Origin of the sequence: Umezawaea sp. NPDC059074, from assembly GCF_042738955.1 — a bacterium.
Classification (GTDB): Bacteria; Actinomycetota; Actinomycetes; order Mycobacteriales; family Pseudonocardiaceae; genus Umezawaea.
The window spans coordinates 1-26,204 of sequence record NZ_JBHYHC010000040.1; the positions used below are offsets into that span (position 1 = coordinate 1).

Sequence of the window (26,204 nt, forward strand, 5' to 3'; positions counted from 1 at the left end):
GACCGGTTCGTGCTGCTCGACGTGGACGACGACGTGCCGCCCGACCTGCTCGGGAGCGCGCTGGCGACCGGGGAGCCGCAGCTCGCGGTGCGCGGGGGCGTGGTGCTCGCGCCACGGCTGACACGCGTCACGCCCGCGCTGGTCCCGCCCGCCGCGGGCCCGTGGCACCTGGTCACGGACGCCGCCGGTCGGCTCGACGACCTCCGGCTCGCGCCGTGGCCGGAGGCCGCCGCCCCGCTGGGCCCGAGGGAGGTCCGGATCGAGGTCCGCGCGGCCGGGGTCAACTTCCGCGACGTGGTCACGGCGCTCGGCCTGGTCGAGGGCTACCGGACGTTGGGCAACGAGGCCGCGGGTGTGGTGGCGGAGGTCGGCGCGGAGGTGACCGACCTGGCACCGGGCGACCGGGTGATGGGGATGATGCCGGGACCGTTCGGCCCGCTCGTGGTGACCGACCACCGGCACGTGGTCGCGATCCCGGACGGCTGGACCTTCACCGAGGCGGCGTCCGTGCCGCTGGTGTTCATCACCGCCTACTTCGGCCTGGTCGACCTGGCCGGGCTGCGCGCGGGGGAGACGGTGCTGGTGCACGCAGCGGCGGGCGGTGTCGGCATGGCCGCGGTGCAGCTCGCCCGGCACCTCGGGGCCGAGGTGTTCGCCACCGCGAGCGACGGCAAGCGCGAGGTCGTCGCCGGGCTCGGCGTGGCCGCCGACCACCTCGCCTCGTCGCGCACCCTCGACTACGAGCACGCGTTCGGGGCGGGCCGGATGGACGTCGTGCTGAACTCGCTGACCCGCGACCACGTGGACGCCTCGCTGCGGACACTGGCGGAGGACGGCCGGTTCCTGGAGATGGGCAAGACCGACCTCCGCGACCCGGCGGACGTGGCCCGCGCTCACCCCGGCGCGAGCTACCGGCCGTTCAGCACCGACGAGGCCTCCTCCGATCGCATCCGCGAGATCCTGGACGACCTCGTGCGGCTGTTCGCCGAAGGCGTCCTCACGCTCCTGCCGATCCGGACGTGGGACGTGCGCCGGGCGGTGGACGCGTTCCGGTTCGTCAGCCAGGCCCGGCACGTCGGCAAGGTCGTGCTCACGGTCCCGTCGACCTCGACCGGCACCGTCGTGGTCACCGGTGGCACCGGCGGCCTGGGCCGGGCCGTCGCCCGGCACCTGGTGGCCGAGCACGGGGTGCGCCACCTGGTCCTGTTGTCCCGCACCGGATCCGCGCCCGACTTGGGCGACCTGGACGCGCGGGTGGACGTGGTGGCGTGCGACGTGGCCGATCGGGACGCGCTCGCCGAGGTGCTGGCGGGCATCCCGAACGTGACGGGCGTGGTGCACGCGGCCGGGGTCGTCGACGACGGCGTGGTCGAGTCCCTCACCCCGGACCGGGTCGAGCACGTCCTGCGGCCCAAGGTCGCCGGGGCGCTGCACCTGCACGAGCTGACCGAACACCGCGACCTGGCGTTCTTCGTGCTGTTCTCGTCGCTGGCGGGCACGGTCGGCTCGGCGGGGCAAGCGAACTACGCGGCGGGCAACGCGTTCCTGGACGCGCTGGCCCAGCACCGCCGGGCGCGCGGCCTGCCGGCGCTGTCGCTGGCGTGGGGGCTGTGGGCCGAGCGCAGCGGGATCACCGCCCACCTCGGCGAAACCGACCTGGCCCGGCTGGCCCGCGGCGGCGTCCGCCCGCTGTCGACGGCGAAGGCGTTGGGGCTGTTCGACTCCGCGCTGTCCTCCGGGCAGCCGGTGGTGGTCGCCGCGGACCTGGACCTGCCCGCGTTGCGGGCCCAAGGCGTCGCGCTGCTGCGCCGGGTGGACCAGCCCACGCGCCCGAGCGCCGTGGCGGTGTCCGAGAAGGACAGCGGGGTGACGCTGCTCGACCTGGTGCGGCGGCACACCGCCGAGGTGCTCGACTACCCGTCGCCCGCGGAGATCGAGCCCGAACGCCGGTTCCACGCGCTCGGCGTCGACTCGCTCGGCGCGGTCGAGCTGCGCAACCGGCTCACCGCGGCCACCGGGATCACGCTCACGGCGACCGCGATCTTCGACCACCCCTCGCCGTCGGCGCTCGCCGCGCACCTGGCGGCACTGCTCGTCGTCGACGCCGTGCCGGTGGGTGAGGCGGAGGTGGACTCGTTGGAGTCCGCGTTGGCCCTCGGCGCTCCCGAGGACGTCGCCAGGGTCACCGCGCGGCTGCGCGCGCTGCTGCGCAAGTGGGACGGCGGGGGCACGGGCGAAGACCTGTCCGGGGCGAGCGCGGACGAGGTCTTCCGCTTCCTCGACGGGGCACTCAGCGACAACGGACCCGGAAGGTGACCGCCATGGCCGACGAGGAGAAGTACCTCGCCTACCTCCGCCGAGCGGCCGCCGACCTCCAGGAGGCGCGGCGGCGGATCGCCGAACTGGAGGACGCGAGCGGCGAGCCGATCGCGATCGTCGGCATGAGCTGCCGGTTCCCCGGCGGCGTCGACACGCCCGAGGCGTTCTGGCGGCTGCTGGAACGGGGCGAGGACGTGCTGTCCGCCTACCCGGCCGACCGCGGCTGGGACGTCGCCGCGCTGCCGGACGGCGGCGGCGGCTTCCTGCACGACGCCGCCGACTTCGACCCCGGCTTCTTCGGCATCTCGCCGCGCGAGGCGCCGGCGATGGACCCGCAGCAGCGGATCCTGCTCGAACTGTCCTGGGAGGCCTTCGACCGCGCGGGCGTCGAGCCAGAACGCGGCAGCCGGACCGGGGTGTTCGCCGGGCTGATGTACCACGAGTACGGCTGGCGGGTGTCGGCCCCGCCGGAGGAGGTCAAGGGCTACCTGGGCAACGGCAGCCTCGGCAGCGTCGCGTCGGGCCGGATCGCCTACACCTTCGGGTTCGAGGGCCCCGCGCTCACCGTGGACACCGCGTGCTCGTCGTCGCTGGTCGCGCTGCACCTCGCCGTGCAGTCCCTGCGGCGCGGCGAGACCGACCTCGCGCTCGCGGGCGGCGTGACCGTCATGGCGACCGCCACCCCGTACGTCGAGTTCGAGCGCCAGGGCGGCCTCGCCAACGACGGCCGCTGCCGGGCGTTCTCCTCGGACGCCGACGGCACCGGCTGGTCGGAGGGGGCCGGGATGCTGCTGGTGGAACGGCTGTCGGACGCCCGGCGGCTGGGCCACCCGGTGCTCGCGGTGGTGCGGGGCTCCGCGGTGAACCAGGACGGGGCGTCCAACGGGCTCACCGCCCCGAACGGTCCCGCCCAGGAACGGGTGATCCGGGCGGCGCTCGCCGACGCCGGACTGTCCACCTCGGACGTGGACGTGGTGGAGGCGCACGGGACCGGGACCCGGCTCGGCGACCCGATCGAGGCCAACGCCCTGCTCGCGACCTACGGGCAGCGGCGGGAGGACCCGGTGTGGCTCGGCTCGGTCAAGTCCAACCTGGGCCACACCCAGGCCGCCGCGGGCGTGGCGGGCGTGATCAAGGTCGTGCTGGGGATGCGGCACGGCGTGCTGCCGAAGACGCTGCACGTGGCCGAGCCGACACCGGTGGTCGACTGGGGGTCGGGAGCGGTGCGCGTGGCGGCCGAACCGGTGCCGTGGCCGGGGGACCGGCCGCGGCGGGCCGGGGTGTCCGCGTTCGGCGTCAGCGGCACGAACGCCCACGTGGTCCTGGAGGACGCGCCGGAGCCGCCGGAGGTCGCGACCGTCCCCGGTGTCCTGCCCGGAGTGTCGCCGTGGGTGCTGTCCGGCCGGTCGGAGGCCGCCGTGCGGGCCCGTGCCGCCCAGGTGGAGCACGTGGACGCCGACCCGGCGGCCGTCGCGCGGTCGCTGCTCGCCGTGGGCGCGGGGTTCGAGCACCGGGCCGTCGTCCTGGGAACCGACGACCTCGCCGTGGCGGCGGAGACCGCCGAACGAGTGGTGTTCGTGTTCCCCGGCCAAGGCTCGGAGTGGGTCGGGATGGCTTTGGGGCTGGCCGCGGAGGTCCCGGTGTTCGCGGCGGCGCTGGACGAGTGCGCGGCGGCGTTGAGGCCGTTCGTGGACTGGGAACTGCGGGACGCCCTCGCCGACGCGGAGGCGTTGACGCGGGTGGAGGTGGTTCAGCCCGCGTTGTGGGCGGTGATGGTGTCGCTGGCCCGGTTGTGGCGGGCGTGCGGGGTCGAGCCGGACGCGGTGGTGGGGCACTCCCAAGGTGAGATCGCGGCGGCGGTGGTGGCCGGGGCGCTGTCCCTTGAGGACGGTGCGCGGATCGTGGCGCTGCGCAGTCGGGCGTTGGTTCCCTTGCGCGGGAAGGGCGGGATGCTCACGGTGCTGGCCCCGGTCGACCAGGTGACGGCGCTGCTCACCGGGGGAGTGTCGCTCGCGGCGATCAACAGCCCGTCCGCCACGACCGTGTCCGGCGGGATCGACGACCTCGCCGCGTTCGAGGCCGTGGTGTCCCGCGAGGGCCGGATGCGGTGGCGGGTGCCGGGCGTCGACTTCGCGGGCCACTCGGCGCAGGTGGACGCCCTGCGCGCGGACCTGCTGGCGGCGTTCGCCGGGATCACCCCGCGCGCGGCCGGCGTGCCGTTCCACTCGACCGTGACCGGCGGGCCGGTCGACCCGGAAGACCTCGGCCCGGAGTACTGGTTCCGCAACCTGCGCGAGCCGGTCCGGTTCGCCGACGCGGTGCGGGGACTGGGGTCCGCGGTGTTCGTCGAATGCGGTCCACACCCCGTGCTGGGCGTGCACTTGGACGGCGTCGGCCCGGTCGTCGGCTCCCTGCACCGCGACGACGGCGGTGTCGACCGGTTCGTCCGCTCGCTGGCCGAGGCCCACCTGCGGGGCATGGCGGTGGACTGGGCCGCCGTCGTCGGTGAGGGCCCGCGCGCCGAGCTGCCGACGTACCCGTTCCAGCGCGAGCGGTTCTGGCTCGACCCGACACCGCAGGCCGCCGACCTCGCCGCGGCGGGGCTGACGGCGCTGGAGCACCCGGTGCTGGCCGCCGCCGTCCACCACGCCGAAGGGCGGTCGGTGCTCCTCACCGGCGGCCTGTCGACGACCACCCTTCCCTGGCTGGCCGATCACGCGGTGTTCGGCCGGGTCGTCGTCCCGGCCGCCCTGTTCGTGGAACTCGCCCTGCGGGCCGCGGCCGAGGTCGGCCACGACGCCGTGGAGGAGCTGGTGCTGGGCGTTCCCCTGGTGCTGGACGGTCCGGCCGCGGTGCCGGTGCAGATCGCGATCGAGGAGGACCGGCGGACGTTCGCCGTGCACTCGTGGTCGCACGGCGAATGGGTCCGGCACGCGACCGGTGTCCTGGCGTCGGTCGACCGGGCCGAGCCGTTCGACGCGTGGACGTGGCCGCCCGAGGACGCGGTCGAGGTGGACGTGGCGGACCTCTACGACGACCTGGACGCCACCGGCTACGGCTACGGACCGGCGTTCCGGGGCCTGCGGCGGGTGTGGCGGCGGGCCGACGAGGTGTTCGCCGAGGTGGCTCTGCCCGACCCGGTCGAGTCGGGCGGGTTCGCGCCGCACCCGGCGCTGCTCGACGCCGCCCTGCACGCCACCGCCGCGGGCCGCGAGGGACCGGTGGTGCTGCCGTTCTCGTGGTCGGGCGTCGTGCGGCACGGCGTCGCGAGCCGGTCCATCCGTGTCCGGCTGGCTCCGGCCGGTCCGGGGGCGCTGTCGGTGGGCGTCGCGGACGGCGCGGGTTCGCCGGTGCTGACGGTGGCCGCGCTGGCATTCCGGCCGGTGACCGCGGACCAGTTGCGCGGCGGCCGGTCGGACTCGCTGCTGGAGGTCGCGTGGACCGCCGCGCCCTCGTCCGGCGAAGCCTCCGACGTCTTCACCGTGCCCGCCGGAACCGGCGACCTGGTGGAGCGGACCCACCACGTGGTCGCCGCGACTCTGGCGGCCGTCCAAGATCGCTTGGCCGACTCGACGGGGGCTCCGCTGGCCGTGGTGACGCGGGACGCGGTGTCGCCGTCCGGTGGTGACGTCGATCCGGCGCACGCGGCCGTGTGGGGGCTCGTGCGAGCGGCCCAGGAGGAGCACCCCGACCGGTTCGTGCTCGTGGACACCCACGACGAGGTGCTGGTCGTGCCCGGCGAACCCCAGGTCGCCGTTCGGGACGGTGTCGCGTGGACGCCGAGGCTGGCGCGGGCGGCGCTCGCGGCCGAGCCGGTCGCGTGGGACGGGACGGTGCTGATCACCGGCGGCACCGGCGTGCTCGGCACGCTGCTGGCCCGCCACCTCGTCCAGGACCACGGTGTCCGGCACGTCGTGCTGCTGTCCCGGTCCGGCGGTCCCGTGCCCGAACTGGACGCCCGTGTCGACGTCGTCGCCTGCGACGTGACCGACCGGGCCGCGCTGGCGGCGGTCGTGGCGGGGCTGCCGACCCTGCGGGCCGTCGTGCACGCCGCGGGGGTGCTGGACGACGGGCTGGTGGAGTCGCTGACGCCCGACCGGCTGGCCGCGGTGCTGCGGCCCAAGGTCGACGCCGCCTGGCACCTGCACGAGCTGACCGCGCACCTCGACCTGTCCGCGTTCGTGCTGTTCTCCTCGGCCGCGGCGACCCTCGGCAGCGCCGGGCAGACCAACTACGCCGCGGGCAACGCGTTCCTGGACGGCCTCGCCGCCCACCGCCATGCGTTGGGCCTGCCCGCGCTGTCGGTCGGCTGGGGGTTCTGGGACCAGGCCAGTGGCCTGACGAGCCACCTCGGCCGGGCGGACCGCGCGCGGCTGAGCGGACAGGGCATGACACCCCTGCCGTCCGACCAAGGATTGCGCCTGTTCGACCTCGCGCGTGCCGGTGGCCGTCCGGCGGTGCTGGCGCTGACCTGGGCGGCGGCCGGGGTGCGCGACCGGCCGGGCGGCGTGCCCGCGCTGTGGGCCGGACTGGTCCGCCAGGGCCCGTCACGGCGGGAGAGCGGACACCTGGTCCGCAGGCTGGCCGGGATGACCGCCGAGGACCGCGGCCGGGTGCTGCTCGACGTCGTGCGCGCCGCCGCGGCCGCGGTCGTCGGCGCGAGTGAGGTGCCCGCCGCGCGGCCGTTCAGCGAGCTGGGGTTCGACTCGCTGATGGCCGTCGAACTGCGCAACCGGCTGACGGCGGCGACCGGGGTGGCGCTGCCCGCCACGGCCGTCTTCGACTTCCCCACACCCGCCGGGCTCGCCGCGCACCTGGCCGACCTGGTCACCCCCGCCGAGCCGGAACCCGCGCCGCTGCTCGGCGAACTGGACCGGTTCGAACGGGCGCTGACCGCGGCGGACCGTCCCGACCGGACGGCCGCGCTCGGCAGGCTGCGGGTCCTGCTGGCCACCTGGGACACCCCGGACGACGACCTGGACATCGAGGCGGCCACGACGGTCGACGACCTGTTCGCGTTGGCGGAGCGGGAGTTCGGCGCGCCGTGAGACCGCGCTTGGTGTCGCAGCACCAGAAACGGCCGCCGATGTTGGCGTCCCGGCGCGAACGCGGCGGGTGCCGCGGCCGGTTGACTCGACCCGTGACCGGACCGCACCACCCAACCCCGGAGGAACCATGACCGCCGCTCCCGTGCCCGGTACCGACGAACTGCTCGACCGGGCCCGCGCGCTCGTCCCCCTGCTGCGCGCCAACGCGGCCAAGACCGAGCAGGCGCGCAACGTGGTGCCGGAGGTGCTGGACGCGCTGCGCGAGGCGGGGATGTTCCGGCTCACCACGCCCGCCGAGTTCGGCGGGTACGACGTCGGCCTGCGGACGCAGCTGGAGCTGGTGTTCGAGCTGAGCCGGGGGTGCGCGTCGACCGGGTGGACCGTGGCCAACGACGCGGGGTCGACCGACCTCGCGAAGCTGATGCCCCCGCACGTGCTGAAGGAGATGTTCGACGCCAACGCGGACGCGATGGTGATCACCACCGTGGCGACCCCGGAGTCCCGCGCGACGGTCGTGGACGGCGGCGTCGAGTTCAGCGGCCGGTTCCCGTGGAGCACCAACTCCCAGATCGCCGACTGGGCGATGCTGCTGGCCGTCCCGATCGAGGCCCCGGACGGCACGATCACGCGGGCCGTGACGGTGCTGATCCCGTTGGCGGGCGCGACGATCGAGGACACCTGGCACGTGGCGGGCATGTCGGGCACCGGCACCCAGACCGTGGTGGCGGACCGGCTGTTCGTCCCCGACTCGCGGATGATCGAGCACGACCACTCGCTGACCGAGCGCTACGACCAGAAGTTCACCGAGCAGCTCAGCGAGTACTACCGGCCGTCCGGGCTGATCGGCGGCAACCTGATCTCGATGGCGTCGATCGTCGGCACCGCGCAGGGCGCGCTCGACCTCACCAGGACGTCGCTGGAGAAGAAGCGGCCGGTGTCCTACACGACCTACCAGAACAAGACCGACTCGCCCGCGTTGCGGCTGTGGCTGGCCGAGGCCACCCACCTCATCGACACGGCGTTCCTGCACATGCGCCTGGTGGCGGACGCGCTCGACGCCGAGCGGCTGAGCCCGGTCGGGCTGGAGTGGGTCGAGCGGGCCCGCATCCGGATGCACATGGCGACCGCGTTGCAGCGGGCCCGCGAGGGCGTGGAGAAGCTGCTCGACGTCGGCGGGGTCGGCAGCTTCGCGCTGGCCAACCCGTTGCAGCGGCACTGGCGCGACCTCGGCATGGGCAGCCGCCACGCGATGGTGAACCTCCCGCTGATGCTGGAGGACTACAGCCTGGCGCTGCTCGACCTGAAGCCGTCCATCGCGATGCTGCACTGAGTCCGACCGGTGGCCGAACTGCCGGGGAGGGCCGCGGAACTGGCCGCGGTCGACGACCTGCTCGCGACCGGGGGAGCCGGACTCGCCTGGCGGGGACCCGCGGGCGTCGGGAAGACCGCGCTGCTGCGCCTGGCCGCCGACCGCGCGTCGGCGGCCGGACGGCGGGTGCTCGCGGTCGAGGGGACGGAGGCGGAGCGCGGCCTGGCGCTGGCCGGGGTGCACCGCCTCGTCCACGCCGCTCGGCACGACCTGACCGGGCTGATGGGACACCCGCGGGCCGTGCTGGACGCGGTGCTGGGCCGGTTTCCCGGAGCTCCGCCCGACGTGATGGCGGTGGCGTCCGCCGTGCTGGGGCTGCTGGAGCGGGTCGCGGCCGACGGCCCGGTGCTCGTGGTCGTCGACGACGTCGACCTGCTGGACCGCGCCAGCGCCACCGTGCTGGGCTTCGTCGTCCGCCGGTGCCGCGACCTGCGGGTGACCGTCGTGACGGCGGCGCGGAGCGAGGTGGACTGGGGGCTGCACACCGCGGCGCTGGACGTGCTGTCCGAAGTGGACGCCCGGACCGTGGTGGCGGACCTGCCCCCGACCCTGCGGCGGCGGGTGCTCGCCGAAGCCGGTGGGCTGCCGCTGGCACTGGTGGAGTACACGGCCGCGGTGCGCGGGCTGCCCGCCGAACCCGTGGTGCTGCCGGTGACCGGGAAGCTCGCGGCGGTGTTCGCCGAGCTGGCTGGGGAGGTGCGGACCCCCGACGACGTGCGCGCGGTGCTCGGCACGGGCGGCGCGCATCCGTTGGCGCGCACGGCGTTGGTGCGGGCGCTGGCCGACGGCGACCGTGGCGAGCTGCGGGCCGTCGCGGCGCACTGGTCGTGGCTGGACGGACGCCTCGACGAGGCGGGCAGGCTCGCGGAGCCCGAGGCCCGCGCGCACTACCTCGCCTACCGCGACGGCGGGTTCACTGTCGGACGTCTTGACGCCGAGGTCTTCCTCGGCCGAGCGGCACCCGGCGGGGACGGGCCGTTCGCCGAGTTGCGGGCGGCGGTGGCGGGAGAACCCCACCCGCGCCCAGCCGACTCGGCGTCACCGCTGCACGCGATGATCGCCGCGGTGACGGCGGCGCTGGACCGGACCGACGCCGGAGCCTTGAGCGAAGCGGAAGACTTGGCCGCGCGGGCGGTGTCGCTCAGCGAGCCGCGCGGCTACCGAGCCGTGGCGTCCCTGGCCCGAGCCGTGGCCGCTGTCGGAGCCGCCGTGCGCGGCCAGGGACAACGGGCCGCGGAGCTGAGCGCGGCGGCGCTGGGCTGGGCGGACCCGGCGGGCGCGCACGCGGTCACCGGACTCGCACACCACGCCCGACTGCTGACCGCGCTGGGGCGGGGCGACTACGACCGGGCGCACGCCCACGCGTGCCTCGTGCCCGCCGACGGCCTGCTCGGCGGCCGGGTCCTGCTGGACGCCGTGGAAGCGTCCGTCCACACCGGACGGACCGCCGATGCCCTGCGGCGCATCGCGGACACCCGTGCCGACGAGCGGACGACGTCGGCGGCCACCGCCCTGGTCTCCGACGACCCCCGGCGGCACTTCGAGGCGGCACTGGCCGCGCCGGGGCGCAAGCCGTTCGAGGACGGCCGGATCCGGCTGCTGTACGGGCAGTGGTTGCGCAGGCGCACCCGTGACGTCGGCGAGGCGCGGCGGCACATCTGCCTGGCGCTGGACGTCCTGGACCGCGTCGGGGCGCAGCCGTGGGCGGATCGGGCGCGCGACGAGCTGCGGGCGACGGGGTTGAGCCAACTCGGCGGCCGCACCCCCGCGGGGCTGACCGAGCAGGAGAGCCGGATCGCCCTGCTGGCAGCGGAAGGGCTGACGAACAAGCAGATCGCCACCCGGCTGTTCCTGTCGCCGCGGACCGTGGGGGCTCACCTGTACAAGGTGTTCCCCAAGCTGGGGATCAGCACGCGCGCCGAACTGCGACTGGCGTTGGAGCCGGTGGGACTGGAGCGGTGGGGAGCCTGAGGAGACCGCCAGCCCTGACAAGGGCTTCGGGCGGCACTGGCGACACGGATCAGTCGAGGACGCCGGGAAGGGGACCGGTGTGCGAGTGGGCGGGTCAGCCGAGGACGACGGGGCCCAGTTCGTTGGCCAGGTGCAGGGCGGCGTGCAGGCGCAGGCGGTCCTGGCGCAGCGGCTTGCCGCGCAGCTGTTCGGCCTTCTTCATCCGGTACACCACGGTGTTCTTGGCGATGTGCAACTCCGCTGCCGTCGCCGACACGCTGCGGTCGGAGTCCAGGTAGCACCGGACGGTGTCGCGGAGCGCGGCGGTCGACTCGTCCTGCGCCGCCAGCGCGTCCAGTTCGCGGACGACGAACTCCGTCGCGGCGGGCAGGTCGGCGGCCAGCAGGGCGACCAGTTCGAGCGCGCCGTAGTCGTGCAGGGCGTCGGGTCTGCCGACGCCGGTGGTGCCGACGCGTTCCGCGGTCGTCGCCTGGGCGTGCGACCGGCGGAACCCGGCGACGCCCTCGGCGGGCAGCCCGGCCGCGATGTGGACGGCCGTCGCGTCGGGGCTCGGCGCGGCCGGTGGCCCGCTGGCCCGCCCGCCCCACGCCCACACCCGGCCCGGTCCGGCGGGCACCACCAGCGAGGACGAGCACCCGGCGTCGGCGAGCACCCTGGTGGCACAGCGCTCCAGTTCGCGCCCGGTTCCCGCGCCCGGAGCGGGCGACCAGAGCACGAGGGCGAGGTGGTGCAGCGACAGGTCGTAGTGCAGCCTGCGGACGGCGGTGGCCGGGTCGACGTCCTCGCCGTCGAGGACCCGGAGCACCAGTTCCGCCCGTTCGGCCGCCGACCCGGCCGACCCGCGGCTGTGCTCGACGGAGAACTCGCTGGTGATCACCGACGACAGGGTGTCGACGGCGTCGAAGAGGTCGGCCGAGATCCGGCGCAGCACCGCGACCTGCGCGGCCGGGGGCACGACCTGGGCGCAGAAGTCCTGCAACGCCGCCGAGAGGTGCGAGTGCGCCCGGCGGACGCAGCGCAGCCCCTGGTCGACCGACACCCCGGACGGCACCCGGTCGTGGATCGCCGCCACGACCGGGTCCCGCAGCGACCGGGGCAGCGCCGCGGCCCCGCCGAGCCGCAGCACCGCCCACAGCGTCACCGCTTCCACGAACCCGGTCGGGGCCCCGGCCGTGCGGTCGCCGCCGAGGAACGGGTCGTCGCACAGCTCGCCCGCGGTCAGCCGGGTCGCCGCCTCCACGGCCCAGCCCGCCGCGCCGAGCCCGACCACGGCGGCGACCTCGCCGAACGCGGCCTGCCCGGTCAACGGGGTGATCCGGGCGCTGGTGTCGTGCGGCCGCAGCTTGCGCAGCCACCAGCGGCCGGGCTCGACCGCGGGCCGGACGGGCGTGCCGAGGTCGACTCCGAGCGACATGGGCGGGTGCTCCTCTCCGAGGGGGAAGCGCTAGAGCGCGGCGGTGCCGGTGAGCACCGCCACCAGGTCCGCGTCGACGACGTCCAGCGCGAGTCCGGGGAACGCGGTCAGGCCGACGGCCCCGGCGACCGCCCCGAGGTCGCGGTCGAGGCTGATCGCGGTGAGCCCCGCGGTCCGCGCGCCGTGCAGCACGGCGGCGAGGTCGCCGACCACGCCCGCGACGTCCGCGCCCAGGTCGTGGCGCGACGCGAAGAACGGGAACACCACCACGTCGACCGACCCGCAGCGGACCGGCGGCATCGGCGGCAGGGCGCGGGCCGGGGCCAGCAGGGTCAGGTAGTCCTCCAGCGCCTGGTCGTCCAGGTCGGCGAGCGACGGGTCGAACAGCCGTAGCGCCTCCGCCGACGACACCGCGGCGACCAGCGAGACCGTGCGCTCGGCCGGGTCGGTGGGCCGTGGTCGGGGCGCCAGGCGACGCACGTCGGCGCGCGGCGCGGCCTGGCCTCCCGCGACCACGGGGTGGACGAGGTGCAGGGCGTCCTGCGCGCCGAGGACCTCGCAGAGCACCCGCAGACCCGTTTCCAGGCGGTCGACGTGGGCGTCGGTGACGTAGATCGACGGCTGGACGCGCAGGGTGTTGGGGGAGCTGCCGGTGGGCATCAGCCGCAACCGGTGCGCCGTCAGCAGGTAGCCCGCGATCACGAACCCGAGCTGGCCCGCGGCGGACTTGCCGCTGATCAGCGCCGATGCACCGGACGACTGGTCGTGGAACTCGACGCCCAGCAGCAGTCCATTGCCGCGGACGTCGGCGATGACGTCGGGGAAGTCCTTGCGCACCCGCTCCAGCGCGTCGACCAGCTTCGCGCCGCGCTCGGCCGCGAGCCGGTAGGCCCGGCCGTCGTCGGCCTCCAGCAGCTCCAGCACCTTGAGCGCGACCGACGTGGAGAACCCGTCCTTGGCGAACGTCGAGCTGTGCAGCGCCTCGAACTCCTTGCGGTAGCGAGAGGTGCGCACGAGCGTGATCGAGGTCTTGGCGATGCCGCCGCCCAGGCTCTTGGACAGCACGTAGTAGTCGCCGCGCAGCCCGACCTGGGCGCTGGCGAAGAACGTGCCGGTGCGGCCCGCGCCGGACTGGATCTCGTCGACGATGATCGGGCAGTCGATCTCCCGGCAGACCTCCTGGAGCGCGCGGGCCTGCTCCGCGGTGATCGGCCGGATGCCCGCCTCGCCCTGGATCGGCTCCAGGAACAGGCCCGCGAACACGGGCGCGGGCCGTTCGTGGACGTCCACCACCCCGTCGGCGACCACGACGTCCAGCACCGACCCCCGCTCGGCGTCCACCAGCGCCCGCAGCGCGGCCGGGTCGTCGACCGGGAAGAACCGGGCGGTCGGGCCGAGCGCCTGGAACGGGCCGCGGAACAGCGGGTTGTGGGTCATCCCCAGGCTGCCCACCAGCTTGCCGTGGAACCCGCCCTCCAGCGCGAAGAACACCGGGGGCTTGGCCAGCTGGGCGGCGTTGTGCTCGGCCGTCACGGCGGTCAGCGCGGCGAACGCCCCGGCCTCGCCGTCGGCCCGCGTCCCGGCGAGCGCGCGGGCCTCGGGCGACAGGACGGCGTCGCCGCTCGCCACCGCCGCGCCTGCCGCGGCGAGGTTCCCGGCGAGCTGTTCGCCGAGCGCGCCGATCCGGAACACCCGGTCGAGCTCCGCGTGCTTGAGGGCGATCTCCACGCCCTCCGCGCCGCTGTTGCCGAACACGGCGGCGTACCCGTCGTCCTCGAAGCCGAACTCCCTGCGCAGGACGGTGTTCAGCAGCTCGGTGACGCGCTGCGCGTCGTCGTTGCGGGCGAACTGCGCGTACACCGGCCGCCGCTGGTCGAGGAAGGCGCGCACGTGCGCCACGACCTCGGGGTGGTGGTGCCCGAGGATCAGCGACCCGAACCCGCCGATCAGGTCGAGCACCGGGACCTCGCCGCCGTCGGCGGTCACGAGGGCGAGTTCGTCGCCCTCGGCCGCGCGGTACTCGACGTCCAGCCCCACCGTCGACATCAGTTGCCCGAAAAAACGATCCGCCTGCTCCTGCGAACGATTCACGCCAATCCCTCCGCCTCGTCGCCTCGACGCTAACGGCGGCCCGGAACCGGTCGGTGTCCCATCGGTATCGACGCCCGCGACGCCGCCGATACCGGTTCGTGGACGTCCGGTGGCGGGCGTGTCCTTACGGTCGGCTGGTGGACACCGAGGAGAAGCTCCAGGAGTTCCTCAAGCGGTCGATGAGCGCGACCCGCCAGGCGCAGCGGCGGGTCAGGGAGCTGGAGGACGAGCGGCACGAGCCCATCGCGGTGGTCGGCGTCGGCTGCCGGTACCCCGGCGGGATCGACTCGCCGGAGGCGCTGTGGCGGCTGGTCGACGCCGGGGGCGACGCCGTCGGTCCGTTCCCGGCCGACCGCGGCTGGGACCTGCCGGAGCTGCTCGGCCCCGACGGCGCGAGCGTCGTCGGCGAAGGCGGGTTCCTCACCGACCCGGCCGGGTTCGACGCCGGGTTCTTCGGGATCTCGCCGCGCGAGGCGCTGGCCATGGACCCGCAGCAGCGGATCGTGCTGGAGATCGTGTGGGAGGCGCTGGAACGCGCCGGGATCGCCCCGCTGTCGTTGGGCGGCAGCGACACCGGCGTCTTCCTCGGCGTGATGTACCAGGACTACCTGTCCGGCGCGGGCGTCCTGCCCGACGACCTGGTGGGGTACCTCAGCTCCGGCGCGGCGGGCAGTGTCGTGTCCGGCCGGGTGGCCTACCAGCTGGGTCTCGTCGGTCCGGCGCTCTCGGTGGACACGGCGTGCTCGTCGTCGCTGGTCAGCGTGCACCTGGCGTGCGAGTCGCTGCGGCGTCGGGAGTCCACGCTGGCACTCGCGGGCGGCGTGACGGTGATGGCGTCGCCGTGGACGTTCGTGGAGTTCTCCCGCCAGGGCGGCCTGTCGGGTGACGGTCGGTGCAAGTCCTTCGCGGGCGCTGCCGACGGCACCGGCTGGGCGGAGGGCGCGGGCGTGCTGGTGCTGGAGCGGCTGTCCGACGCGATCCGGAACGGTCGGCGCGTCCTCGCGGTGGTGCGGGGTTCGGCGGTGAACCAGGACGGCGCGTCCAATGGCCTCACCGCGCCGAACGGGCCGTCGCAGGAGCGGGTGATCCGGTCCGCCTTGGCGAACGCCGGTCTGTCCACTTCGGACGTGGACGTGGTGGAGGCGCACGGGACCGGCACGAAGCTGGGCGACCCGATCGAGGCGCAGGCGTTGCTGGCGACCTACGGTCAGGACCGCGACCGGCCGGTGCTGCTCGGGTCGGTGAAGTCGAACATCGGGCACACGCAGGCCGCGGCGGGTGTGGCCGGGGTGATCAAGATGGTGCAGGCGCTGCGCCACGGGATCGTGCCGAGGACGCTGCACGTGGACGAGCCGACCCCGGTGGTGGACTGGTCGGCGGGCGCGGTCGCGCTCGCCGAGGAGCGCGTCGCGTGGCCGGACACCGGTCGACCGCGCCGGGCGGCCGTGTCGTCGTTCGGCATCAGCGGGACGAACGCCCACGTCGTCCTCGAACAAGCGCCGGTGGCCGTCGAGCCGGACTTCGTCCCGCACGAAGGGGAACCGCTGCCGTTCGTCCTTTCCGGACGGTCCGCCGCGGCGGTGCTCGACCGGGCCCGGCAGCTCGCCGACGCGCTCACGCCGTCCGTCGACCTCGCGGTGCTCGCCCGGTCGCTGGTCACGACGAGGTCGGCGCACGACCACCGTTCGGTGGTGGTGGCCGCGGACCGCGAGGGGCTGCGGGCCGCGCTCGCCGGGCTGTCCGCGAGCGCCCGCGCGACCGAGCGGCCGGTGGCGTTCCTGTTCTCCGGGCAGGGTTCCCAGCGCGCGGGCATGGGGGACGGGCTGGCGAAGCGGTACCCGGTGTTCGCGGCGGCGTTCGCCGAGATCCGCGAGCTGTTCGGGGCCGAATGGGACCCGGACCGCCTGGACCGCACGGGGTTCGCGCAACCCGCGCTGTTCGCCGTGGAGGTCGCCCTCTACCGGCTGGTCGAGTCGTGGGGCGTCCGGCCGGACTTCGTGGCGGGGCACTCGATCGGGGAACTCGCGGCCGCCCACGTGGCCGGGGTGCTGAGCCTGCCCGACGCGGTGCGGGTGGTCGGGGCGCGCGCCCGGCTGATGGAGGCGCTGCCCGACGGCGGCGCGATGGCGGCGCTGGGCGTCGCCGAAGCGGACCTGACGCTGGTCGACGGCGTGGAGCTGGCCGCGGTCAACGGTCCCGCGTCGGTCGTCGTCGCGGGCGACGAGGACGCGGTCGACGCGCTGGTGGCCGAGGTGAAGGCCGCTGGCGGCAAGGCACGGCGGCTGGACGTGAGCCACGCGTTCCACTCGCGGCGGATGGACCCGATGCTGGCCGAGTTCCGCGCCGTCGTGGAGTCGGTCGAGCTGCGCGAGCCGGTGATCCCGATGCCGTCCGACCAGGTCGCGAAGACCGAGCACTGGGTGCGGCAGGTGCGGGACACCGTCCGCTTCGCCGACGTGCTCGACGGGCTGGCCGACCGAGGGGTCGCCACGTTCGTCGAGATCGGACCCGACGCCGTGCTCGCTGGCCTGTGCCCCGTCGACGCGGTGGCGGTGCCGCTGCTGCGGCGCGGCCACGACGAGGTGACGACGTTCCTGCGCGGGCTCGGCGACGCCTTCGAGGCCGGGGTCGCCGTGGACTGGACCGCCGCGTTCCCCGCCACCGGCCCGTGGCTCGACCTGCCCACCTACCCGTTCCAGCGGAGCCGCTACTGGCTCGACCTGGCCACCAACCTGTACGCGCCCACGACGACGTCCGAGCCGGAGCCGCCGCGGGCCGTGCTCGACACGCTGCCCGACGTCCTCGACGTGGTTCGCGCGCAGGTCGCCCGCGTGCTGGGCCACCACGACCCGGCGGCGGTCGACGACGACCGGCCGTTCCGCGACCTGGGGTTCGACTCGCTGGCCGCCGTCGACCTGCACCGGCGGATCAACGCGGCCACCGGCGTCACGCTGTCCGCGACCGCCGGGTTCGACTGGCCCACGCCCCGCAAGCTCGCCGAGCACGTGCTGGCCACGCTGGCGGGCGACGACCTTCCGTCGCGGCTGCTCGCCGACCTCGACCGGCTGGAGGCGGACCTGCTCGCGGTCGCCGACGACGAGACCGCCCGCGCGCGGCTGTCCGTCCGGCTGCACACGCTGATGGCCAAGTGGAGCGACACGGGCGTCCCGCCCGACCACGCCGAGGACCGGCTGGCGACGTCCTCGCGGGCCGAGGTGCTCGCGTTCATCGACAACGAGCTCGGGCGCGGGCGCTGACCGCGCCGCACCCCGTCAGAGGAGAGCGAACCCGCCATGCCCGAGCGCAGTGACGACGAGCTGGTCGACTACCTGAAGTGGGTCACCGCCGACCTCGCCAAGACCCGGCGGAGGCTGGCCGAGGTCGAGTCCGCCCGCGCGGAGCCGATCGCCGTCGTCGGCATGGCGTGCAGGCTGCCGGGCGGGGTCGCCTCCCCGGAGGACCTGTGGCGGCTGGTGGTGGAGGGCCGGGACGCGGTCACCGGGTTCCCGACCGACCGGGGCTGGCCGGTGGACGCGCTGTACGACCCGGAACCCGGTCTCCCCGGCAAGACCTACACCCGCGAGGGCGGCTTCCTGCACGACGCCGCCGACTTCGACGCGGGCTTCTTCGGGATCTCGCCGCGCGAGGCGCTGGCGATGGACCCGCAGCAGCGGATCCTGCTCGAACTGTCCTGGGAGGCGTTGCAGCGCGCGGAGATCGACCCCCGCACCCTCGCCGGCAGCGACACCGGCGTCTACGTCGGACTGACCGGGACCAGCTACGTCGACCTGGACGCGCCGCCCGGCAAGGGCTCCGGCCACCTGCTCACCGGCGGGCTCGGCAGCGTCGCGTCCGGGCGCGTCGCCTACACCTTCGGGCTGGAGGGCCCCGCGATCACCCTCGACACGGCCTGCTCGTCGTCGCTGGTGGCGCTGCACCTCGCCTGCCAGGCCCTGCGCTCCGGCGCGACCGGGCTCGCGCTCGCGGGCGGCGCGATGGTGTTGTCCACGCCGGGGGTCTTCGTGGAGATGGCCCAGCAGCGCGGACTCGCCGCCGACGGCCGGTGCAAGTCCTTCGCCGCGGCCGCCGACGGCACCAACTGCGCCGAGGGCGCGGGCGTGCTGGTGCTGGAACGCCTGTCGGACGCCCAACGGCTGGGCCACCCCGTGCTCGCGGTGGTCCGCGGCGTCGCGGTGAACCAGGACGGCGCGTCGAACGGCCTGTCCGCCCCGAACGGCCCCGCCCAGGAACGCGTGATCCGCGCGGCGCTCGCCGACGCGGGCCTGAACCCGGCCGACGTGGACGCCGTCGAGGCGCACGGCACCGGCACGCGGCTCGGCGACCCCATCGAGGCCCAGGCGTTGCTCGCCACCTACGGGCAGGACCGCGACGAGCCGTTGTGGCTCGGGTCGGTGAAGTCGAACATCGGCCACACGCAGGTCGCCGCCGGGGTCGCGGGCGTGATCAAGATGGTGCTGGCGCTGCGGCACGGCGTGCTGCCCAAGACGCTGCACGTCGACGACCCCACGCCGGTGGTGGACTGGACGCGCGGCGCGGTGCGGCTGCTCACCGCCACCACGCCGTGGCCCGAGACCGGACGGCCGCGCCGGGTCGGGGTGTCGGCGTTCGGCATCAGCGGCACCAACGCGCACGTCGTGCTGGAGCAGGCGCCCGATCCCGTGCCCGTCCCGGCCGAGCCGGGTCTGTTCGACGGCGTGGCCCCGTGGGTGCTGTCCGGGCGGTCGGAGGCCGCGGTGCGCGCTCGCGCCGCGCAACTGGACCGGCTCGGGGACGTCGACCCGTGGGCCGTGGCCCGGTCGTTGACCGCCGTGGGCGCGGGGTTCGAGCACCGGGCCGTCCTGGTCCGGCCCGACGACGGTCCGCACGATCTCGCCGTCACCACGGCGGCGACGGCCGAGCGGGTGGTGTTCGTGTTCCCCGGTCAGGGCTCGGAGTGGGTCGGGATGGCCTTGGGGCTGGCGGCCGGGGCACCGGTGTTCGCCAAGGCTCTGGACGAGTGCGCGGCGGCGTTGAGGCCGTTCGTGGACTGGGAGTTGCGCGACGTGCTGGCCGACGCGGAGGCGTTGGAGCGGGTGGACGTGGTGCAGCCCGCGCTGTGGGCGGTGATGGTGTCGGTGGCCCGGCTCTGGGTGGCCTGCGGGGTGCGGCCGGACGCGGTGATCGGCCACTCCCAGGGCGAGATCGCGGCGGCCGTGGTGGCGGGGGCACTGTCCCTTGAGGACGGTGCTCGGGTGGTGGCCCTGCGCAGCCGGGCGCTGCTGCCCCTGTGCGGTGAGGGCGCGATGCTGACCGTGCTCGCCGCCGAGGACGTCGTGGCCGACCTCCTCGCGCCGTTCGACGGCCGGGTCTCGGTCGCGGCGGTCAACGGTCCCGCCGCCGTGACGGTGTCCGGGCACCGCGACGACGTCGACGCCGTGGAGAAGGAGGTGTCCCGGCGGGGACTCGCGCGCTGGCGCGTGCCGGGCGTCGACTTCGCGGCCCACTCGGCGGGCGTTGACGACGTCCGGGACGAGGTGCTGGCCGCGCTGGCCCCCGTCCGGCCGCGCTCCGCCGCCGTGCCGTTCCACTCGACCGTCACCGGCGGCGTCCTGGACACCGCCGGGCTCGACGCCGAGTACTGGCACCGGAACCTGCGGCGCACGGTCCGCTTCGCCGCCACCGCCGCGCCGCTGGTGGCCGACCGCGGCACGCGGTTCGTCGAGTGCTCGCCCAGCCCGGTCCTCGCGATCCACCTCGACGGCGCGATCGGCTCCCTGCGGCGCGACGACGGTGGACCGGCGGCGTTCCTGCGCTCGGTCGGCGAGGCGCACGGCCGAGGCGTCGCCGTCGACTGGGAGGCCGTGATCGGGACGGGCGCGCGGCAGCCCGACCTGCCGACCTACCCGTTCCAGCGGGAACGCTACTGGCTCGCGCCCCGCCGGGCGGGCACGACCTCGACGCACCCCGTGCTGCACTCGGCCGTGGCCCCGGCGGGGGAGGACGTGCTGCTGGTGTCCGGCGAGCTGTCCCCGGCCTCCTGGCTCACGGCCGCCGCCACCCCGGCGCTGTGCGCGGAACTTGCGGTGGCCGCGGGGGACCGGCTCGGCTACGGGGTGGTGGACGAGGTCGCGGTGGAGGCCGCACTCGTGCCGCCGCCGTCCGGCGTGCTGCGCGTCCAGGTCCACCTCGGACCGGACCTGGACGGCCTGCGGGACTTCGGCGTCCACAGCAGGGCCGACGACGACGTGCCGTGGACCCGCCACGCCGTCGGCCGCCTGGCGCTCACGGTCGGCGGCCCGCCCGTGCGGACCGCCGACGGAGGCGTGGAGGTCGCCCTGCCCGCCGAGGACCGGGAGGCCGACTTCGTCCTGCACCCCGCCCTGCTGCACGCCGCGCTGGACGCGGTGCTGCCCGCGGGGGACCGGGACCTGCTGCGCGGCGTCCGGGTGCACGCGGCGGGCGCGGTGGCCGTCACCGCCCGGTCCCGCCCGCTGGGGCCGGGGGAGTTCGCGCTCGACCTCGACGACGAGTCCGGCCGTCCGGTCGCGACGGTCGACCTCGTGCGCGTGCGCCCGACGCCCCCGCGCGCTGAACCGCCGTCGCACGACGCCCTCTTCCACGTCCGGTGGACGCCGGTGGCGGCTCCCGCGCCGCGGTCCGGGCACGTCCGGCGGTTCACCGCCGACACCCTGCCGACGGTGGTCCCCGACGTCGCCGTGCTCGTCGTGGAGTCCACCGAGGACACCCACGCCCTGGTGGCGGCGGTGCTGGCGGCCGTGCGCCGGTGGCTCGCCGCCACCCGCTTCGCCGCCGTGCCGCTTGTGGTCCTCACGTCGGGCGGGCTCGCGGCCGCCGCCGTTCGCGGCCTGCTCCGGTCCGTGCTGCTGGAACACCCCGACCGGATCGTCCTGGTGGACGCGGACGCCGACGTCCCCGACCCGGTGCTCGCCGCGCTCGCGGCGTCCGGTGAACCGGAGTGGACGGTCCGCAAGGGCCGGGTGCTGGCTCCCCGCCTCGCCCGGCTCGTCACCTCGGGCTCTCACGCCTGGAACCCCGAGGCCACGGTCGTGATCACCGGCGGCGCGGGCGCGCTCGGCGGCCTGCTCGCCCGACGGCTGGTGCGCGAGCACGGCGTGCGGCACCTGCTGCTGTTGTCCCGGCGGGGCGCGGAACCCGAGTGGGTGCGTGAGCTGCGCGGCCACGGTGCGCAGGTGGCGGTCGTGGCGTGCGACGTCGCGGACCGGGAGTCGCTGGCCGCGGCGCTCGCCGGGGTCGACCCGGACCACCCGGTGACCGCCGTGGTCCACACCGCGGGCGTGCTGGACGACGGGGTCGTCGAGTCGCTGACACCCGAACGCCTGGCCGCCGTGCTACGGCCGAAGGTCGACGGCGCCCGGAACCTGCACGAGCTGACCGCCGGGCTGGACCTGACCGCGTTCGTCCTGTTCTCCTCGGTGGCGGGCGTGTTCGGCAGCCCCGGCCAGGCCAACTACTCGGCCGCCAACGCCTACCTCGACGCCCTCGCCGAGCACCGCCACGCCCTCGGCCTCGCCGCCACGTCGATCGCCTGGGGCATCTGGTCGCCCGACGTGCTCGACGGCAGCGCCATGGGCGGGCACCTCGACGACGCCGACCTGGCCCGCATCGCGCGCGGCGGGTTCCGGCCCGTCACGGAGGCGTCCGGCGCGGCCCTGTTCGACCGCGCCCTCGCCTCCGGGGTGGCCTCGGTGGTCGCCGCGCCGCTGGACCTCGGCAGGCTGCGCGCCCGCGACGACCTCCCCGCGCTGCTGCGGGCGGTCGTGGGCACCTCGTCCCGCCCGTCCGCGCTGCCCGTGGCGGCGCGCGCGTCCCGACTCGCCGGGCTGGCCCCGGAAGCGCGGCACGACCTGCTGCTCGACCTCGTGCACGAGCAGGTCGACCACGTGCTGGGGCGCGCCGACCTCGCCGCCGGGCGCACGTTCCGCGACGTGGGGATCGACTCGCTCACCGCCGTGGAGCTGCGCAACCGGCTGGCTGCGGCGACCGGCCTCGCACTGCCCGCCACGGTCGCGTTCGACCACCCCACGCCGGAGGCGTTGACCGGCCACCTCCTCGCCCTGCTGGCGGGCGGCCCCAGCACCGCCGACGCCGCCGATCCCGTCGTGGACGCCGAGTTGGCCGACGACGTCCGGCCGGCGGCCGAGGTCGTGCCGCTGGTCGCCGACCCGGCCGAGGTCCTGCTCACCGGCGCGACCGGGTTCCTCGGGGCGTTCCTGCTGCGCGACCTGCTCGCGAGCACCCGCGCCGTGGTGCACTGCCTCGTCCGCGGCGTCGACCAGCGGGACGCCGAGGACCGGGTGCGCGCGGCGGCGGAGTTCTACGGCACCTGGCGGGCCGCCGACGCGGACCGGATCTCCGTGGTGCCAGGCGACCTCGCCGAACCCCGGCTCGGCCTCACCGAGGAGCGCTTCGACGCCCTCGCCCGCTCGGTGGACGTCGTCTACCACGCGGGCGCGCAGGTCAACTGGCTGTTCCCGTACGCGGACCTCAGGGCCGCCAACGTGGTGGGCACCGAGGAGGTGCTGCGGCTCGCCGCCCGGCACCGGACCGTCGCCGTGCACCACCTGTCGTCCGTCGGCGTGTTCGCGGGCCCGCACGACGACGGGCGGCCGCTGGCCGTGGACGACACGACCGGCCCCTTCGACGCGCTCGGCACCGGCTACCGGCGGAGCAAGTGGGTCGCCGAACAGCTCGTGGAGCGGGCTCGGGAGCGCGGGCTGCCGGTCACGGTCCACCGGGTCGACGTCATCTCCGGCGACCGCGACCGGGGAGCGTGCCAGCTCCAGGACTTCGTCTGGCTCAGCGTGCGGGGAATGCTCCAGGTCGGAGCGGCCCCCGCCGGTCTCGCGGGCGACCTCAACCTCGTGCCGGTCGACTACGTGAGCGAGGCGGTCCTGGCCCTGTCGCGGTCGCCGGAGGCGGTGGGGCGCACGTTCCACCTGTCCACCGACGACCCGGTGCCGTTCGCCGACGTCCTGGCCGTGCTGCGGTCGGCGGGCCACCGGCTCGACGAGGTGGCGTGGGACGAGTGGACGGCGCTCGTCCGCGCCGACCGGGACAACGCGCTCCGACCGCTGCTCGCGCTGTTCGAGTCGGCGCTGGGCGGTCCGACGGCGTACTCGGCGGTCGACACGAGCGCCACCCGCGCGCTCGTGGAGGCTCAGGGCGTCGTGTGCCCGCCCCTGGACGAGGCGCTGCTCCGCAGGTACGCCGAGTTCTTCTCGGAGGTGGGGTACTTCCCCCGCACCGCGTCGACCTGAGCCGTGTCGGCCCGGTGCAGTCGGACCAGCCGGTCGACCTCGGGCGGGTGCCACGACGACGGCGTGACGAGGGCCAGGTAGTCGCGCACGAGGTCGTGGTGCGCGCCCGAGGGGCTCGCCGGGGCCACTCGGCGCTGCTCCACGACCACGACAGGCGGCGTCCGCGCCGCCACCGCCTCCCCGAAGTGCCGCCGGAGGGCGTCGGCGTCGGGGCAGTCCAACCGGGCCAGCCACTCCACCACCCGGACCACGACCGCGGACCGCCGGGACGCGGGCAGCGACGACCAGGCGACGTGCCGCAGCAGCGGGTGCCCGAAGTCGTACCGCACCTGCCCCGGCAGCACCGACGGCTCGACCGCGGTCAGCGCCCCGGCCGCCGCCAGGTCGCGCAGCAGCGGCAGCGCCTCGGCCTCGGTCAGCCCGCTCGCCGCGGCCACCGCGCTCGGCCACACCGAGTCGCCCACCAGCGCCGCCTCCACGAGCACCGCCTTGAGGACCGGGCGCAGGCCGTCCAGAACGACGGCCAACGCCCGCGCCACCGGCTCGGGAACGGCCAGACCCCCGTGGTCGGCCCGAGCGCCCGGCCGGTCGACCTCGGCCGCGTACTCGACGGCGAACCGGGCGTTGCCCCGGCACAGCCCGGTGAGCGCGGTCCGCAGCTCCTCGCCCGCCGACGGCAGCACGCGCGCCAGCAGCCGGTGGACGTCGGCGGCGCGCAGCGGCGGCAGCCCGACCACCGCGCCGTCCGCCGTGAACGCCCGCCACCGGGAGGAGTCCTCCAACTGCGCCGGGCTCGCGCTCGCGAGCACGAGCAGCGCCACCCGCTCGTCGGAGGCGACCAGGTCGCGCACCACCCGTCCCACCATGTCCTCGGTGTGGGTGAGGTTGTCGACCACGAGCACGACGGGACCGCGCGCGGCGAGGTTCAGCAGGAACCGCCGCCACACCCGCCCGTGCTCGGCCGACCCGGTGGCGGGGTGGTGGGAGGCCACGCCGATCGTCGAGCTCAGGGAGGTGAGGATCCAGTCGGCCTCGTCGGCGGACCTCGCCGCGGACCGCACCACGTCGGCGAGCTTCGCGGCCGCCGTCTCCGGGGCGTCGTCGGGGAGGATCCCCGCGCAGGCGTAGACGTTCTGCCGCAGCACGGGCATCGGCGTGTCGCCGATGCGCGGCGGCACGCGCAGCACGGTCGGCGCGCGCGGACCGGAGCGGAGCCCGAGGCGTCGGCAGACCTCCTCCAGCAGCCTGCTCTTGCCGACACCGGGCTCGCCGACGACCGTCACCAGCCGGGGCCGCCGGTCGAGCAGGCACCGGTCCACCTCGGCGTCCAGCTCCGCCAGTTCCCGCGCGCGGCCGAGCAGCGGCCACTCGGACTCCGGTCGCGGTCCGGCGACGCCTGCGGCCGACCAGGCCTCCAACGACACCGGCGCGCGCCGGAAGGAGATCTCCGCCCGCGCGCGGTCCCTGGTCAGCCCGTTGACCCAGAGTTCGCCCGGCTCCACGAACGGCAGCAGCGAGAGACCGCTCTCCGCCGCCGGGCCGGTGATCGACGGGCCGGACGGGGTCGACAGCACGAGCGCCCGCCCGTCGCACACGACCATCCGCAGCGCGGCCCCGTCGAGCGCCGGGGTGTGGTCGGCGAAGGCCTGCCGGACGTGGAACCCGGCCTGGACCGCCCGCACGGTGTCGTCGTCACGGGCGCGCTCCACACCGAACGACACGGTCCACAGCGTCCCGGTGCGCGGTCCCGCCAGCCCGCCGAACCGCTCGACCGCGGCGGTGACCAGCGGGTCCACCTCGTCGATGGCGTGGTGCAGCCGCTCGGGGTCGGCGACGTGCGGCCCACCGAGGCTGAGCCGCACGAGCAGGGTCGTCACGTTCCTGATCTCGGCGGGAGCGTCGTCACCCGGCGGAGCGGGCGCGGCAGCGGTCTCCGGCATGGGCGCCCCGCCGTCGCCGCTGATCGTGCGCGCCAGGTCCCGCAGGGCCCTGCCGGGGTCGAGGCCGAACTCCTCGGCCATCCGCTCGCGCGCCGACCGGTACACCCGCAGCGCGTCGACCTGCCGCCCGCACCGGTGGTAGGCGAGCATCAGCTGTCCCACCAGGCGTTCCCGCGCGGGTGCGCGTTCCACCGCCGCCACCAGGTCGCTCAGCACCGCCTGGTGGCGTCCGCGCGCCAACTCGGCCTCGAAGCACTGCTCCTGCGCGTCGAGCCGCTCGCCCTCCAGCATGGCCAGCTCCGGCCACGTGGCGCCGCCGTCGACCAGGTCGGACAGCACCCGACCGCGCCACAGCGCGAGGGCCCGGACCAGTGCGGCCACGGCCACGTCGGGGGAGCCCGAGTCGAGCGCTTCCCGGCCCTGTTCGGCGAGGGCGCGGAACCGGTGCAGGTCGACCTGCTCGGGATCGACCGCCAGCACGTACCCGGACGGCCTGGTGTGCAGGGTGAGCACCTCGCGGACCTCGTCGTGCGCGGCGAGCAGCCTCCGCAGCCGCGACACGGCGTTCTGCACGACCTTCTTGCCGGACAAGGGGATCCGGTCGCCCCACAGAGCGGACATCAGCCGCGTGGTCGACACGACCTGGTTGCCGTGGAGCAGCAGGTGCGCCAGCACCATCCGCTGCCGCACGCCGCCGAGCGGGACGAGACCGTCGTTCGCGACGAGTTCGAGGGGGCCGAGCACGCGCACCAG

8 protein-coding genes and 1 pseudogene are annotated in these 26,204 nt (G+C 75.6%); 6 read left to right on the forward strand and 3 right to left on the reverse strand.

What is annotated here, in order from left to right:
- The 4 genes from ACFWW9_RS19700 to ACFWW9_RS19715 all read left to right on the forward strand — a co-directional run.
- The coding region (locus ACFWW9_RS19700; RefSeq protein ID WP_390379441.1) for an SDR family NAD(P)-dependent oxidoreductase at positions 1–2,316 on the forward strand (2,316 nt) is incomplete at its 5' end.
- Complete coding sequence (locus ACFWW9_RS19705; RefSeq protein ID WP_390379444.1) at positions 2,313–7,367, forward strand: SDR family NAD(P)-dependent oxidoreductase; 5,055 nt, start codon at positions 2,313–2,315, stop codon at positions 7,365–7,367. The genes ACFWW9_RS19700 and ACFWW9_RS19705, both read left to right, overlap by 4 nt.
- A gap of 127 nt (positions 7,368–7,494) precedes the next feature.
- The gene (locus ACFWW9_RS19710) at positions 7,495–8,697 is read left to right on the forward strand and encodes an acyl-CoA dehydrogenase family protein (RefSeq protein ID WP_390379447.1); all 1,203 of its coding nucleotides are present in this window, start codon (positions 7,495–7,497) and stop codon (positions 8,695–8,697) included.
- A gap of 9 nt (positions 8,698–8,706) precedes the next feature.
- A complete protein-coding gene (locus ACFWW9_RS19715; RefSeq protein WP_390379450.1) occupies positions 8,707–10,707 on the forward strand; it encodes a LuxR C-terminal-related transcriptional regulator in 2,001 nt (666 codons plus the stop codon).
- A 94-nt stretch (positions 10,708–10,801) separates the two neighbouring features.
- Here ACFWW9_RS19715 and ACFWW9_RS19720 read toward each other — a convergent pair whose 3' ends face one another.
- Both ACFWW9_RS19720 and ACFWW9_RS19725 read right to left on the reverse strand, forming a co-directional pair.
- Entirely contained in the window at positions 10,802–12,121 is a 1,320-nt protein-coding gene (locus ACFWW9_RS19720; protein ID WP_390379453.1) for a PucR family transcriptional regulator, read from the reverse strand.
- A gap of 30 nt (positions 12,122–12,151) precedes the next feature.
- Positions 12,152–14,212 (reverse strand): aspartate aminotransferase family protein, encoded by a 2,061-nt coding sequence (locus ACFWW9_RS19725; RefSeq protein ID WP_390379455.1) that lies wholly within the window; start codon positions 14,210–14,212, stop codon positions 12,152–12,154.
- Positions 14,213–14,349: 137 nt separating this feature from the next.
- On the opposite strand from ACFWW9_RS19725, the gene ACFWW9_RS19730 reads away from it, so the two are divergent.
- Together ACFWW9_RS19730 and ACFWW9_RS19735 are read left to right on the forward strand one after the other, a co-directional pair.
- Complete coding sequence (locus ACFWW9_RS19730) at positions 14,350–17,469, forward strand: type I polyketide synthase (protein ID WP_390379458.1); 3,120 nt, start codon at positions 14,350–14,352, stop codon at positions 17,467–17,469.
- A gap of 81 nt (positions 17,470–17,550) precedes the next feature.
- Positions 17,551–23,511, forward strand: a pseudogene (locus ACFWW9_RS19735) (thioester reductase domain-containing protein); the annotation flags it as partial.
- Here the strand turns inward: ACFWW9_RS19735 and ACFWW9_RS19740 are convergent.
- Complete coding sequence (locus tag ACFWW9_RS19740) at positions 23,412–26,201, reverse strand: BTAD domain-containing putative transcriptional regulator (protein ID WP_390379559.1); 2,790 nt, start codon at positions 26,199–26,201, stop codon at positions 23,412–23,414. The pseudogene ACFWW9_RS19735 and the gene ACFWW9_RS19740 overlap by 100 nt on opposite strands.
- Between the last annotated feature and the right edge of the window lie 3 nt (positions 26,202–26,204).

Coding starts and splice junctions, on each gene's coding strand:
- ACFWW9_RS19710 (WP_390379447.1), top strand. CDS start 7,495: ATGACCGCCGCTCCCGTGCCCGGTACCGACGAACTGCTCGACCGGGCC.
- ACFWW9_RS19720 (WP_390379453.1), bottom strand. CDS start 12,121: ATGTCGCTCGGAGTCGACCTCGGCACGCCCGTCCGGCCCGCGGTCGAG.